Here is a 14,556-nt window from a genome sequence, read left to right as displayed (position 1 = left end):
ACCGGCCTTTGTTTTGCCGAATCGTCCAATGTGCGTAAATGAATAAGCGGTTCAATCACTGATGATTGACAGCAAAGACGTAAAGAGGGTATTTAGGGGACTATTTTCAGGAGAATACTTACGTATAAGCGCTGGGCAGCTTGTAGCCTGCTGGTGAATTTTCAGGCACTATACCGTCTCTTGCTGGGTATGGCCATACGAATTGCTTGCCTACAGCCAGTTTTGGGTAGTATTTGCTTACCAGATCTGGGGGCGAACAATCACCTCAATTTCTATACCAGTTAGTAATTATACTTATATTTCGAGATGGCAAGATTTTTGAGTAGGGCCGCCCAACTCAACGACTGACAGAGAGTGAGCAGGGTATGAGCAAAGAAAACGTAGTTTCTTCTGCCTGACGGCTACTGACCAATAGCGTAGCTTCGTTTTTTCGCGCAAAATCGGAGATCAATACCAGACCTAATCCCAATCCCTGCGTGCCCACCTGTGGGGTCAGCTTACCGGCAAATACCCGCTGTAGATAAACCAGCTTAGCGGGATCAATGCCATCGCCACTATTACGTACCTGAATAGTAGCCTGCCCCGTATCTGCCAGTGGGGCGGTTGCTGTCAGTGCCACATGACCACCACCAGGGGCGTATTTAAGCGCATTGTCTAGCAGGTTTCTTACAATCAGAGAAAGGTCTTTGGGGTTGACTACTAGCGGGAAAGCAGCTGGTAACGCTACCGTCATGGCGATGCTTTTCGCGTCTGCCAGCGCCTGATACACCTGAGCGAGTTCGTGTAATAAAGGAGTTGCATCAATTTGTTGAGCTGGCGATGGCTCTTCAAAATAGTTAGATTTTCCCCACTCCAGTAAGTTATTGAGTAGCAGGCTGGTTTGCTGCCCCATCCGATCAATTTGCTGGGTTACTTTTTCTACCTCCTGAGTTTGATTGGTTCTGATCAGATGGCGCAGCAACGTACCCACACTCATCAGGCTGTTGATGGGCTCGCGCAGGTCGTGGGCAATAACGGTGTATAGCTTATCGCGCGATGATTGAAGGCTTTGGAGCTCAGCATTTGTTTTACGGAGTCGAACAACTAATACGCCAATGACTCCAATGATGACCAGGGCTACGAGTAAACCGGCCAGAATAAGTTGATTGCGATGATCTGTACGCAATTGCTCTTTTTTCAGCATATTGATCGTGGCCTCTTTCTTCTCACTCTCGTATTTGGTTTGCAACTTGAGAAGGTCCTGTACCTTTAGCCGTTCAGTGTAGGCTCTGCCAAGCGAATCATAAGCGGTTATGTAGGGTATCACCTGCTCAAATTTTTTATTTTTAATACTCGCTATTGCCATGCCATAATTAGCATCAATATATACGTAGTCATTAAAATGAACCGTTGAGCTTCTTGCTGACAGAATTTTTCTTAAATATTTTTCCGTAGCTATATAGTCGCCTAAACCTTCAGATGCTGAGGCTAAGTTGGAGTATATTGTAATCTGATTATATTCACTGCAATGAGATGAATTATAGAGTGATAGTTTAAGCTTTTCAATTGCTGTTTTATAATCTTTATTGACAAGATAAAAAAAACTAAGATTGAGGTAAATATCTTTTAACATAAATCTCATTTCTGGATATTGCTTAATGAGATTAATTATTCGTAAATATTCTTTTGCTAGATCAGAGAGTGACATCTCCTTATAAAAAAGATCATGTTCCGTTAAATACCTGGGTAGTAGGCTTATCTCGTTTCGCTTGTCGGTAGATTGTTGTACTAAAGTCACAACACGATCGTAATGAAATTTTGCTTCTTTACTATCTCCGATACGTTCATTGTAATTGTCTATATTCAATCGCATCAACGCCAAATGGCAGTGAGCCAGGCCAGACGTATCCTTAGTGCGGTCGAAATAAGTCAGTGCTTTTTGAAAGTGTACAAGTGCTTTAGGCGCATCTTCTGACTTATAGCGTAGCCCCATTAAGTAGTTATACATGGCCGCACCGATTCCAAAGCGTTGCTGACTTGTCATTTTCTGAATAGTGACCAGGTCATTCCCGAAATTATCCGAAACCTTGTAGCGACTGTATTCCAGCCATATCAAATCATGCACATAACGTGTTTGATCACGCTTCTGAGCATATATTTTCTCCTGAAGGCTGTCAGGGTTCATATTTACGACAAAATAGTCTCGAAAAGAAGCGTATTGCTTAGGCTGGGCTAAGGCTGCGTACACCCCACAGAGAAGTATGCAGGTTAAGGAAGTCAATTTCATGATAAAGTCGTGTCATTACGGTAGAAGGGTACAAGTATACAGGTAATTATACATACTTTCATATATTAAAACTGCAAGTTTTTGTTGGGTAATAGAGAAGGGTAAACCAGTATTTGTGTTCTCAGGTAGATTTTATGTATACTAGAAATTGCCAAACAGTTTTTTATTTTGCCAAAACGGCTTTACTGCTCTCTGGTAAACTTAAATAGCCTTTCTTGTTGGCTAAGTACATTGTTTTACCATTCATTGTGTAATAGTTATGTCTGCGATTCGTATTGCCCTATTAGAAGATAATCCTATCGATAGTCTTACTATACAAATGATGCTTGCCGAGCCTATTACTGAAGAACATCAGTTTGTATTAGTAGGTGTATTTGAGCGACTATCGCCACTGCTTTTGTTCCTGGAAACAAATAAAGTGGATATAATTATTGCTGATATTTTCATGAATTATAAAGCCGTTGGTTTAGAGTTAGCCGATGAATTAAAAAAAAGATCGATAAAAATTCTATTTGTTTCGAATACACAAGATAAAGCTATATTTGATGAGGTGCAGCGACGTACCCATGCTCGGTTTGTCGGAAAACCTATTAATATGTTTACCTTACATTCTAGCCTGTTGAGTATTTATGAAGAAGAACAGCGTGCTAAAAAATATGCAATTGTAGATAAGCAATATCTTTACCTGAGTGGAACAGGAGGTCAACAGGAACAAGTGCTGTTCGATGATATTCTATATATTGAGTCTGATGGAAACTACAGCCTCATATTTACAACGAATAAAAAATACGCCCTAAAAAAATCATTAGTTACGCTGGTAGAAAACGAGTTGGCCGATAGCTTTTTACGCATTCATAAACGATATATTGTCAACAAAGTGCAAATTAGAGCCATTAGCGAATCGGTTGTTAAAATCGGGGATCAGCTGTCGTTGCCAATTGGCAAAACATATCGAAAAGCATTATCTGGGTTCTCTAAGAAATATTAACAGATGTAGCTATTCTCCGTTGTTCACCTCGATACCGCCTAAAACATACCATTCTACTGAATCTTGTTGCGCTTCATCGGGGACGTCGTGTATTTGATGGTTTGATGAATGTCAACACCGTAGCATGTACACAGCTGAGTTTCATATTGATTGGGCCTTTATTGTCGGCACACTGGAGGAGTCTGCTGATAGCCCTGACATACTAAACCTAACAGACCGGACCACGCTGTATTCCGTTGGTTCTGATCATCTATACTACGGATTGGTAGACGAAGGGGGCAGCGATAGATCGGCTTTGCTGACAACAGCGCGTGGCTGTGTTAGTGGGCCCTATGTTGCTGTTAATATTCAAACAACAGACAGTCCCCGCTTCAGCTTGTTGATAAATACAATATGGCTCAGTGAACAGGCTCCAGGAGGGACAATACCGCTTGAGGTACTCATCCAGAAAACGATTGGTGAGTGGCAGCGAACAGGAAATTTCATTCTTAGTAAACACAGGCTGTTTCAGAAACAGTTTCACCGCAATATTTACAAGAATATAGTAGTCCATACCTATACGCTTGATCTGCTCTACCGGTTGTTGACCGATTTTACGACCGTAGTACAAGAGGAAGTCAGCCAAAACAACCAGGGTAGTGAGCTCAAGAAAGTATTGGATATAGGAGAGGCTGTAGCGCTGAACTTTCAGAATCCGGTGTTGACGGTAAAAGAAATGGCCAATATGGCCGGTATGAGCGAGAGTAAGTTCAAACGACTATTTCAGGAAGCCTATGGCCAAAGCCCCCACCAGTATATTCTGGAGAAGAAGCTGGCGTATGCTCGAAAATTGCTTCAGTCTGGTCAGTATACGTTGACCCAAATAGCTTACAAGCTAGGGTATAATCATACCTCCGGATTTACCCGACTCTATAAAAAGAAGGTCAGCATGTAGTTGTTGTGTATTTTTGATACTATAAAAAAGCGCTAACCCGTTAAGAGTTAGCGCTTTTTGTTTCGCTCCTGGCTACTCAGGCGTAGGCACAAAACGGATTAGTTAACCCTGAGACACTAATCCTGCCCACTGCTCCAGCCCACGCTCAACGGCTATCTTCGGCGCGACAAATGGCCCCCGCCGCGGCAGTGATTCATTATGTCAAAGCGGGCGGCACCGGGGCTGGTACATCCCGGGCTAATGCCTCGGGGGACTTGCAAGCGATGATCAACGCTTCGGAGGCGGGCGATCAGGTTTGGATCGCGGGAGGAACCTGTAAGCCTAGTACGGCTACGCTGACTAATCCCCGTACGGCTTCATTTACCCTCAAGGAGGGCTTAGCCGTATTATGAGGCTAGGAGGCCTCAATGGTACCCCAGGCAGTGAGAGTAACGCTAGTGCCCGTACAGGCATGCCTTCCTCAACCACCTTGTCGGGCGACATTGGCACGGTAGGCGACCTGAGCGACAACAGTTACCATGTCATCCTCTCATAAACTACTATCAGCATTCTGGAACACCATTGTCAATGGTGTTCCAGAATGCTGGTAGGCTCATCTTGGTTCGCTCTGGCCGGGTGGGTTGTTTCTAAGCCTTTCATTGCTTTAGTGTTCAGGCTGTTCGTTGAAAATTGAATCCCATATAATCAGATTATCCATCCCTGTAGTAGAGTGATCGCCATGTACACAAGTTATTCAAATAAGGTCAGTGAACTTTGTGCACTTGTAATATGGTACTAAGTTGGTCAACTCCTTTCAGGAAAAATATCTTAGAGAAATCACCTCTTATTTTTGCCACGTTTCTACTTCACAAGTGAAGTAACACCCTGTAAACTATCAAGAGATTCCCATACCAATCATTTATCAATGGATTATTGCCTGACCTACTTCAGTTCTGCCGTAAGTACCACCACTGAACATATCATTGTTGAGATTGTCAATTTTAGCCGGGAAAAGAATGCCCGGCTAAACATTACAGGGGTGCTGCTCTATATCAATGGCCGTATTGTGCAGGTACTCGAAGGCCCGCAAGAGGAAGTTGAAAACCTGTATGAAAGTATTCGGGCGGATCCTCGCCACACCGATGTTCGAACGGTTATCAATCAACCAATAAACACACGGTCGTTTGATAAATGGTACATGGGTTATGAGACATTAACTACCCAGCAGTACGAAGAAGTACGAGATATCATACCTGTTGATCCACAGATTGAACCTTTTTTGGATGCCGATCAACCAGTAGTAGTAAGAATGCTCAAAGGTTTTTTTGACTTAAATAGCCGTCGTCGGATAAGCTAGTCATGTTCATTGTACGTGTGGCTACTGGTTAGCGCCTGCTATTGATTAAAATAATTGCCAGGTTTATGTTACATAAACTTGAGCCAAGTCACTTTATGACCGATCAATCCACTGATTTTCCCTTCTGGTCAGGTATTCAGGCTGAGCAGGAACGTTTACACTATGCCATTCAGGCCGCACAGGTAGGGACTTGGAATCTCGATATCAACCAGCAACAGCTATGGTGGGATGAGCGCTGCCGGGAGTTATTTGGCTATGAAGGACAAGCCGTAGTTACTTACCAACAAATGCTGATGCTGGTCGATGAGGCGGATCGGTCACGGGTCGAAAAAGAGGTTCAGTCGGCAATCAATCTGTCGTCCACAGGCCATTATGATGTACAGTTTCGGGTCATTGGAGGCCCGCTAATCGAATCTCCCCGTTGGTTGCACGCTCAGGGACGAGCCTACGTCGATATTCTGGGGTCGGCCTATCGTCTATCGGGGGTGGTTCGGGACATCACCGCGCAGGTGCGAACACGGCAGCAACTGGAGATTAGCAAAGCCCGTTTCCGTAGTCTGGTCGTCAATTCGCCTACTGCCACCGTTTTTTTCGTAGGCAGAGACATTGTCATTGACACGGTCAATGCGCCCATGCTAAAAATTTGGGGTAAAGATGAGTCGGTGATGGGCCAACCGCTTCAACAGGTAATGCCACAGCTAGCGGGACAGCCGTTTGTCGAGTTGCTGCAGCGAGTATATGACACGGGAGAACCATACCACAACGATAGTGCGGTGGAGCAAATTATGATCGATGGGCAGTGGCAGGAATCTTGGTTTAGTTTTTCCTGTAACCCTGTCTATGCTCAGGATGGGACTATTTTCGGTCTCATCAACACAGCGAACAATGTTACGGCGCAAGTCATGGCTTTGCGGGAAAGCGAACAACGCTATCGGTTATTGTCGGAAGAGTTAGAGATACGGGTGGCGCAACGTACCCGCGAGTTAGCAGAAGCGAATGAAGATTTGAAGCGGACCAACGATAACCTTCAGCAGTTCGCCTACGTAGCTTCTCACGATTTACAGGAGCCACTCCGCAAGATTCAACAATTTGGGGCCTTGTTGAAAACCGAGTACGCCAGTAACTCTAAGCAGGAAAATAATTATATAGACCGTATGCAGCTGGCAGCGGTCCGTATGTCTAACCTGATTCGGGATTTGCTAATATACTCCCGCATATCCACCCGTGAGCAGGTGGTCATGAGCATATCACTGGATGACATACTGGCTCAAACGTTAATTGATCTGGAACTGATTATTAGTGAGAGTCATGCGGTTATTGATGCTGACCCGCTGCCTGTGGTGATGGGAGACGCCCTTCAATTGGGTCAGCTCTTTCAGAATTTAATCAACAATGCCCTCAAATTTAGTCGTGTTAATTCTGCTGGAGAACCTTCCACTCCACATATAACTATTCGTACGCAGCGCATCCCCTATTCGCAGCTACCACCTCTGCTGAAAACAGCCCGCCACCCGGAAGCTTACCACCGCATTGATATAAGCGATAACGGGGTGGGGTTTGACGAAAAATACCTGGACCGCATCTTTCAGGTCTTTCAACGACTTCACGGGAAAAAAGAATTTGCTGGCACGGGCATTGGGCTGGCTATCTGCCAACGGGTTGTAAATTACCACGGTGGACTGATTACCGCCACCAGTCAACCTGGGCAGGGAGCTACCTTTAGTGTATACTTGCCAGCATGAGTTGAGGTAGGCCTCTCGAGTACGCGCCTTTTTACATGTTGCAAAATCAGCCGATTTCTAGTCTGTTTCCCTGTGACCTACTGTGAATTTAAAACCGGCTGGTGGTGCTGAACGGGCAAACTGTGGCCTGTTTCTATAAGATCTCTGCGACCTGATCAGCGTTTCCCGGCCTGAGAGATAGAAAGAGTTAGGAGTGGCTGGAGGTTGCCATATGCACTGTATGCACTCCATGAAGATCCACCGTTTCAATCGTGACCTCCTCCCTGTAAACTGGCTCTTACGCACTTTGTGTGATAACCTGCTAAGGAATAGGGACGTATTCGCTCACCGAACGATAAACCACACAAAGTGCGTAAGAGCCAGAAATTGGGGGTGGCTCACAGGCGGCTTAAACTTCAGTCAAAACTGGCTCACCAAAGGGGGGTAGGGACAATCCTTTTCAGTAAAGTACAACAAACAAAAAACGCTAACTCGTTGAAAGTTAGCGTTTTTGTATTCAACCGTATCCGGCTTAATAAGTAAAATGTGCTCCCGAAGGGATTCGAACCCCTATCGTCGGTACCGGAAACCGAAATTCTATCCATTGAACTACGGAAGCAGATACATGCCCAAACGGCCGGTTGACCTGCTTTGGGAGTGCAAAGATAGCTGTTTCAATGGGTTTTGTGCAACTAGAATTTGCAAAAAGGTGTAACACGGGCTTTAGCACGTACAGTTGGGGGCAACCCGTACGGGCTGAAGACCGTGTTACAATAACTTCATGGTCTCGTAGTCGCCTATCTTTTGCAGATACAGGAAGTGGATCAGCAGACCGTTGACGTTATTGACCAGTTTATGAGCCTCCGGAATGGTGGTGATCACCGAGGTAATGCGCTCTAGCTCAGACTCACTGTCCATCCTCTGGAGGTGAAATCGCATGATCTCATCACGCGACATGGTTTTCTCTACAAAATAGTAATGCATGGCCTCATCACTGGTGCCGGTGCTGGGGTACCATAACCTTGGATTGAGCTTTGTTAACTCGTCGGGCGTGATGCTGAGGCCGATTTCTTCGCCTACTTCACGGGCAGCCGTATCGGTTGGGTCATCGTCAACGTCGACCATGCCGGCGGGGTGCTCGTAGGTTTGTGAGCCATCGGAGATGCGACGCTGCCGAACAAGAACCACGAATTTTTCACCGGTCTTCTCATCGATCAAACAAACGAGTACTGATGCAGCGTGACCTTTCAGAAAACAGACTGGCGGAATTTTATCGCCTTCGGGAGTGTCGGCGTCTACCGTCAGCATAGCGAAGAGAACTTCGCCGTTATGGCGGCGACGGATGAAATGATCGCTAATTTTGTGGACTGTCAAGCCGTTGAGTTCGAGCTGTTTTTTCCAGAATTTGAATTTGGGTGCGTCGTGTAACTGTTCCATCTTGTTGATACAAAAGACGCCACTGACGGCGTCTCTCCGTGCATTATGCTCTCAAAGATACTGATTGGCCTCGTGGTCGTTCTGGTTGTATTTTTTCTGGTAGCCCTCCTGATCGGCTATCTTATCTCGGCCCCGCATTACAAAGGCCCCGTTTCGGACCATTTCGACGGAAAAAAATTTTTCACGCCCGGCGCACCACCCGCCAGCGGACTGGGCGATGTCATTAAATGGCAACTCAATCACGACATCAGCGAACCTTGGCCCGATTTCCGTAATAATCCCGTGGGCAACGTACCTGATGCCCGTATACCGGCCAACGCCGATACGACTCAGCCGTCGCCCGTTCGCGTGACCTACGTGAATCACTCCACGATGCTGTTGCAATTCGACGGAATGAATGTGCTGACTGACCCGATCTACGAAAATAGGGTAAGCCCGTTCTCGTTTGCCGGTCCTGCCCGTAACTGTCCGCCCGGTGTTCGGTTCGATGATCTACCCAAAATCGATGTGCTGTTGCTAAGCCACAACCACTGGGACCACCTCGAAATCGGGACGGTGAAGAAGTTGGCCGCCCGCGATAATCCGCGCATTATTTGCCCGTTAGGTGTAAAGGCCTTTCTGGAGCAGGAAGGCGTAACCAACGTCACCGAGATGGACTGGCAGCAGTCGGTTTCGGTCAACGAGCAGACTACGGTGCATTGCGTACCAGCGCAACATTTCTCGGGTCGGGGCATGTTCGACCGCGACGCTACGCTCTGGGCTGGGTACGTTATCGACAATAAAGCCGTTGGGAAACTGTATTTTGCAGGCGATTCGGGATATGGACCACATTTTAAGGCAATCGGTAGTCAGTTTGGCCCGATTCGGCTGGCCCTTATTCCGATTGGAGCCTACAAACCTAACTGGTTTATGGCGCCCGTACACGTCAATCCGGCCGAGGCGGTGCTGATTCATCAGGATGTATTGTCTGAGCAGAGTGTAGCCATTCACTTCGGTACGTTTCCGCTGGCCGATGATGGTGAAGGGGAGCCGGTGACCGATCTGAAAAAAGCATTGAGTGCTCAACGCATTGATCTGGAACGCTTCCGGGCATTAAAAAATGGAGAAAGTGTAAATTTTTAACACCGCTTCCAACGTTCTTCTTAAAAAAGGGGTACTAGTATATAGTCAACAAGGATGTCGATCCTCCGGCATTAACTCACAACCAATGCGTAAACTGAGTCTGGCGTTCATCGCTGCCGCAACAATAGCGACCACTTTCACAGCCTGTAAGGATACCTACGTGGATCCTACGCAGGATAATTTTGTTAGAGATACTACAGCTATAGGTATCTATGCCAAGGCGCAGAATCTGGCCGTAACCACTATCGAATACGGTGTTCGTTACGCTATCACGCAAGCTAACCCGACGGGTAAACTGCCTACATTAGCCGACGAACTGGAGTTTAACTACACTATCTCGAAACTCGATGGTACTGTGATCGACGTGGCCGCTCGCGATACGTCTATTTTCTTTCCTTATGGACTAGGTGCCATGTTGCCCGGCCTGGAAGCAGGTTTCGCCAAAGTGCGCGAAGGAGAAAAGGCTATTTTTCTGATTCCGTCGTATGCCGGGTTTGGGAATGCCGAGGCTGTTGATGGTAAATTACCTGCTAATACGCCCGTCCGGTTTGATGTAACCCTTATTCGGGCCCGTTCAGAAGATCAACAAATCGAGAGCTTCATTGAACGGGGAAAATACACCGTCTCTGACAAGCAGACCACCGGTCTACGTGTGATTAAAACAAGCGCTGTACCAACCGGTGCGGCCCTGATTGATGGCCAATCGGTAACGGTAAAGTATACGGGTCGACTGTTGCGGGCAACCAAAGGATTTGATACCGGAACGATAGATGTGCCGCTTGGCCGTGGTAGTGTGGTACCTGGCTTTGAAGCGGGGCTCAAATCATTGAAAGTAGGTGAGAAAGCAATACTCGTGTTCCCTTCAACGCTGGGGTACGGCGCCAACGTCCGCCGTGATGCAAACGGAGTGGTAACTATTCCGCCCTATTCACCGCTGGCGTTCGATGTAGAAATTGTTTCGGCCAAATAGATAATCTAAATAGTAATACGCAAAAAGCTCGTTTAGCCATGCTGAACGGGCTTTTTGCGTATATAAAATGGGTACGGGAAATGAGAGATCATGCCGGGTAATTACGTTTTTTAACCATTCCAGCAACTGCCGGTTGGGTACGTGTAAGCCAGCCAAACTGGTCGTAGTTTACCTACTCAGCAACGTTATGAACAAGTCTTATCTCCGGTCTTTCCAACTGGGTTTTATTGCGGGAATGCGCGCCATGTCGGCCCCCGCGCTGCTAAGCCACCGGCTTTCGCAAGCCATTCCAACGCTTCATCCTCAAAGTCCACTTCATTACCTGGCTCAACCCACTACAGCGAAGGTATTCAAAGCACTAGCAGGTGGCGAAATTATTGGTGATAAACTACCATCGGCTCCCAACCGCACCACCCCGTCGCAATTCGTTGCCCGCGTGGGTATCGGTGCCGCCTGTGGGGCTGTGGTGAGTGAGGTCGAAGGACAACCCATGCCAATTGGAGCCGTTTTGGGTGGACTGGGTGCCGTGGCAGGTACGTTGCTATTCTTCAACCTGCGCCGTTGGCTCGATCATGACCTGGGCCTGCCCGATGCCGTTGGGGCCATTGCCGAAGACGCGCTCGTTGCCGGTGTTGGCTGGTCTATTGTTAACGACATTAAACTCACCACCCGCCTGGCCTGATGCCAGCGGTAACCCCGCCGGTGCGGGGCAGGCCGTACCTGACTTTTCTCGATAAACTTCATGAACGACATGTCTTTCGAACAGTTCGACGCCCTGATTATTGGTGCCGGACAAGCTGGTAAACCACTGGCAGCGGCGCTGGCTAAAAAAGGCTGGCGTACCGCCATGATTGAACGCAGCCACGTGGGTGGCACCTGCATCAACTACGGTTGTACGCCCACTAAAACCCTGATCGCTTCAGCACAAGCAGCTTTCGATGCCCGCCGCGCCGCCGATTATGGCGTAAAAACGGGTGACGTACAGATTGATTTCAAGGCGGTTATTGACCGAAAAAATAAGATCGTCGAGCAGTTTCGGGAGAGTATCGAGAAGCAGTTTGCCGAGACCGAAAACCTGACGTTTATCGGCGGTGAAGCCCGGTTTGTCGGAACGAAACAGGTATTGGTGTCGCTGAACGATGGAGGAGAACGAAGGCTAACAGCCGACCATATTTTTATCGACTGCGGCACGCATCCCCAAAAACCGGACCTGCCGGGGCTTGATACCGTTAACTGGTTTACCTCGACCACGCTGATGGACGTACCTGAATTGCCAAAGCATCTGCTGATTTTGGGCGGAGGCTACATTGGTGTCGAGTTCAGCCAGATGTTCCGGCGCTTTGGTAGTGATGTTACGATTATTGAACGGGGTGATCAACTGCTGTCGCGTGAAGACAAGGACGTTATTGATGAGCTGACGAAAATACTGACCGATGAAGGTATTCAAGTGTTGACCAACACCAGTATCGACCAAGTCAGTAAATCGGCAGACGGGGGCGTTACGCTATCGCTGAAAACAGACGATGGTTCAACTCAGTTGACAGGAACGCATTTGCTCGTCGTTACCGGCACAATACCCAACACCGCCACGCTAAATCTGGAAGCCGCTGGTGTGAGGACCGACGAAAAGGGTTTCATTGAGGTAAATGATCGCCTGGAAACCAGTCAGCCGGGCATTTACGCGCTGGGCGACATTAAAGGTGGTCCGGCCTTTACGCACATTTCGTACGACGATTACCGGGTGGTGAACCAGAATTTGCTGGAAGATGGCAACGCATCAATTGCTGGTCGACCCGTTCCGTACACGGTCTTTACCGACCCGCAACTCGGCCGTATTGGCCTCAGCGAGCAGGAGGCCCGAGAGGAGGGGAGGGCGATTAAAATTGCAACGATGCCGATGAGTAGTGTGGCCCGCGCCATTGAAGTGGAACGTACTCAGGGATTGATGAAAGTAATCATCGATGCCGATACTGATCAGATCATTGGCGCGGCCATTCTGGGGATGGAAGGCGGCGAAGTCATGTCGATGCTTGAAATTGCGATGATGGGCAAGCTAACATACACCCGCCTCCGCGACGCTATTATCGCACATCCCACGCTTGCTGAGTCGCTGAACAACCTGTTCAGCAAGGTAGAGTGATTGGTTTTGCTGTAAGCTTTTTGCTCTAGACCCTGAGCCTGTCGGGGACGTCTAGTCGAAGGGCCCATAGCAAAAGCTTACAGCAAAAAGCATCAATTAACCAACTACCCCATTCGCCTTTCCCGCCAGCGGCTTTTCGAGGGTGCTGTTACGGTTTGTGTGGCAGCGGCTTTCGGCTTCTGTGTGTCCAGCAGGTAAGCTGCCAGAACGGCGGCCAGTTCGGTTTCCTGCTGATCCGCTTCGGTCTTCAGCACGTCGGGGGTGAAGTAATTCGCTACGAAACCGGTATCGAATTGGCCGGAGCGGAAGGCGTCGTGTTCCATCACGAATTTGCAGAACGGTAATGTGGTCTGTACGCCCGTAATTTGGTATTCGTCGATGGCCCGGATCATCTTCTGAATGGCCGCTTCGCGGTCGTTGCCGTAGGTGATCAGTTTAGCAATCATCGGGTCGTAATAAATCGGGATGGCCATGCCTTGCTCAAAGCCATCATCAACCCGCACGCCGTTGCCTTGGGGACGAACGTAGGTTTCCAACGTACCCACGTCGGGCAGGAAGTTGTTGGCGGGGTCTTCGGCGTATACACGTACCTCTACTGCGTGTCCCTTTATTTTCAGGTCTTCCTGTTTAATCGTCAGCGCTTTGCCTTCCGCAACGTAGATCATCTGTTCTACCAGATCAACGCCGGTAATCAGTTCAGAAACAGGGTGTTCAACCTGAAGGCGGGTGTTCATTTCGAGGAAGTAGAAATTCAGATCGGCATCGACGATGAACTCGACCGTACCGGCTCCGTAGTAGCCACAGGCCCGTGCCACATCCACTGCCGCCTGGCCCATTGCCTCCCGAATTTCGGGCGTCAGAATAGCCGAAGGAGCTTCTTCCACTACTTTCTGGTGCCGACGCTGTACCGAACATTCGCGCTCGAAGAGGTGAATGATGTTGCCATGCTGATCGCCGAGCACCTGAATCTCAACGTGCCGGGGAGAGGTGACGTACTTCTCGATAAACACCGACCCATCGCCGAACGACGAAATGGCTTCGCTCACGGCGCGGTCCATCTGCTCGTCGAAATCGGCGTCTTTTTCGACTACGCGCATGCCTTTTCCGCCGCCGCCCGCGCTGGCTTTGATCAAAATTGGGTAACCGATTTTGGCCGAAATAACTTTGGCTTCTTCACGGTCGGTAATGGCGTCGGGCGTGCCAGGTACCATTGGGATATTGTAGCCTGAAACCGCCGCTTTTGCCGCCAGTTTACTGCCCATTACTTCGATGCTTTCGGGCGAAGGACCGATAAAAATCAAGCCTGCCTCACGTACCTGACGGGCAAAATTGGCGTTTTCTGACAGAAAGCCGTAACCGGGATGAATGGCATCTACCCCCAGTTTACGACAGATCTCGATAATGGCGTCGCCCCGCAAATATGACTGAGCTGAGGGGGCAGGTCCCACACAAACAGCTTCGTCGGCATAGCGAACGTGTAGTGCGTTCCGGTCGGCTTCGGAGTAAATGGCTACGGTTTTAATGCCCATCTCACGGGCGGTACGCATCACACGAAGGGCAATTTCGCCTCGATTGGCAACAAGCAGTTTATTGATTTTCATAGGGTTCAGAGGTGATAGGTACGCGGATTAAATCACTTTAA

The 14,556-nt window shown here is 48.3% G+C and carries 12 protein-coding genes and 1 tRNA gene; 9 read left to right on the top strand and 4 right to left on the bottom strand.

All coding sequences use genetic code 11. The annotated features are described in order from the left end of the window. Nucleotides 1-337: 337 nt before the first annotated feature. Complete coding sequence (locus tag ACAW87_RS21770) at nucleotides 338-2,266, bottom strand: tetratricopeptide repeat-containing sensor histidine kinase (RefSeq protein WP_370725760.1); 1,929 nt, start codon at nucleotides 2,264-2,266, stop codon at nucleotides 338-340. A 259-nt stretch (nucleotides 2,267-2,525) separates the two neighbouring features. On the opposite strand from ACAW87_RS21770, the gene ACAW87_RS21765 reads away from it, so the two are divergent. The 5 genes from ACAW87_RS21765 to ACAW87_RS21745 all read left to right on the top strand — a co-directional run bounded on the left by ACAW87_RS21765 (nucleotide 2,526) and on the right by ACAW87_RS21745 (nucleotide 7,266). Continuing rightward, nucleotides 2,526-3,254 (top strand): LytR/AlgR family response regulator transcription factor, encoded by a 729-nt coding sequence (locus ACAW87_RS21765; RefSeq protein WP_370725759.1) that lies wholly within the window; start codon nucleotides 2,526-2,528, stop codon nucleotides 3,252-3,254. 124 nt (nucleotides 3,255-3,378) lie between these two features. Continuing rightward, nucleotides 3,379-4,188 carry a helix-turn-helix transcriptional regulator gene (locus ACAW87_RS21760; protein WP_370725758.1) on the top strand — a complete coding sequence of 270 codons (810 nt, stop codon included), beginning with the start codon at nucleotides 3,379-3,381 and terminating at the stop codon, nucleotides 4,186-4,188. A gap of 170 nt (nucleotides 4,189-4,358) precedes the next feature. After that, nucleotides 4,359-4,580, top strand: coding sequence for a hypothetical protein (locus ACAW87_RS21755; protein ID WP_370725757.1), 222 nt, complete (start codon nucleotides 4,359-4,361; stop codon nucleotides 4,578-4,580). Between the two features lie 437 nt (nucleotides 4,581-5,017). After that, nucleotides 5,018-5,524, top strand: coding sequence for a BLUF domain-containing protein (locus ACAW87_RS21750; RefSeq protein ID WP_370725756.1), 507 nt, complete (start codon nucleotides 5,018-5,020; stop codon nucleotides 5,522-5,524). 95 nt (nucleotides 5,525-5,619) lie between these two features. Beyond that, nucleotides 5,620-7,266 (top strand): sensor histidine kinase, encoded by a 1,647-nt coding sequence (locus ACAW87_RS21745; RefSeq protein WP_370725755.1) that lies wholly within the window; start codon nucleotides 5,620-5,622, stop codon nucleotides 7,264-7,266. Between the two features lie 526 nt (nucleotides 7,267-7,792). On the opposite strand, the gene ACAW87_RS21740 is transcribed toward ACAW87_RS21745, so the two are convergent. Together ACAW87_RS21740 and ACAW87_RS21735 are read right to left on the bottom strand one after the other, a co-directional pair. Further along, nucleotides 7,793-7,864, bottom strand: a tRNA-Arg gene (locus ACAW87_RS21740). 149 nt (nucleotides 7,865-8,013) lie between these two features. After that, nucleotides 8,014-8,682, bottom strand: coding sequence for an NUDIX hydrolase (locus tag ACAW87_RS21735; protein WP_370725754.1), 669 nt, complete (start codon nucleotides 8,680-8,682; stop codon nucleotides 8,014-8,016). Nucleotides 8,683-8,727: 45 nt separating this feature from the next. Between ACAW87_RS21735 and ACAW87_RS21730 the strand changes: the two genes are divergently transcribed. The 4 genes from ACAW87_RS21730 to ACAW87_RS21715 all read left to right on the top strand — a co-directional run bounded on the left by ACAW87_RS21730 (nucleotide 8,728) and on the right by ACAW87_RS21715 (nucleotide 12,914). Next, nucleotides 8,728-9,804, top strand: a complete 1,077-nt coding sequence (locus tag ACAW87_RS21730) for an MBL fold metallo-hydrolase (RefSeq protein ID WP_370725753.1) — start codon at nucleotides 8,728-8,730, stop codon at nucleotides 9,802-9,804. 85 nt (nucleotides 9,805-9,889) lie between these two features. Next, nucleotides 9,890-10,774: an FKBP-type peptidyl-prolyl cis-trans isomerase gene (locus ACAW87_RS21725; protein ID WP_370725752.1), complete on the top strand. Its 885-nt coding sequence runs from the start codon at nucleotides 9,890-9,892 to the stop codon at nucleotides 10,772-10,774. A gap of 187 nt (nucleotides 10,775-10,961) precedes the next feature. Further along, a complete protein-coding gene (locus ACAW87_RS21720) occupies nucleotides 10,962-11,456 on the top strand; it encodes a DUF4126 domain-containing protein (RefSeq protein ID WP_370725751.1) in 495 nt (164 codons plus the stop codon). Nucleotides 11,457-11,516: 60 nt separating this feature from the next. Continuing rightward, nucleotides 11,517-12,914 carry a mercuric reductase gene (locus tag ACAW87_RS21715; protein ID WP_370725750.1) on the top strand — a complete coding sequence of 466 codons (1,398 nt, stop codon included), beginning with the start codon at nucleotides 11,517-11,519 and terminating at the stop codon, nucleotides 12,912-12,914. Between the two features lie 104 nt (nucleotides 12,915-13,018). On the opposite strand, the gene accC is transcribed toward ACAW87_RS21715, so the two are convergent. Then, nucleotides 13,019-14,515: an acetyl-CoA carboxylase biotin carboxylase subunit gene (gene accC, locus ACAW87_RS21710; RefSeq protein WP_370725749.1), complete on the bottom strand. Its 1,497-nt coding sequence runs from the start codon at nucleotides 14,513-14,515 to the stop codon at nucleotides 13,019-13,021. Nucleotides 14,516-14,556: the final 41 nt, after the last annotated feature.

This window comes from Fibrella aquatica, assembly GCF_041321135.1.
In the GTDB taxonomy this organism is placed as follows: Bacteria; Bacteroidota; Bacteroidia; order Cytophagales; family Spirosomataceae; genus Fibrella; species Fibrella aquatica.
This window is presented reverse-complemented; position numbering and strand designations above follow the sequence as displayed.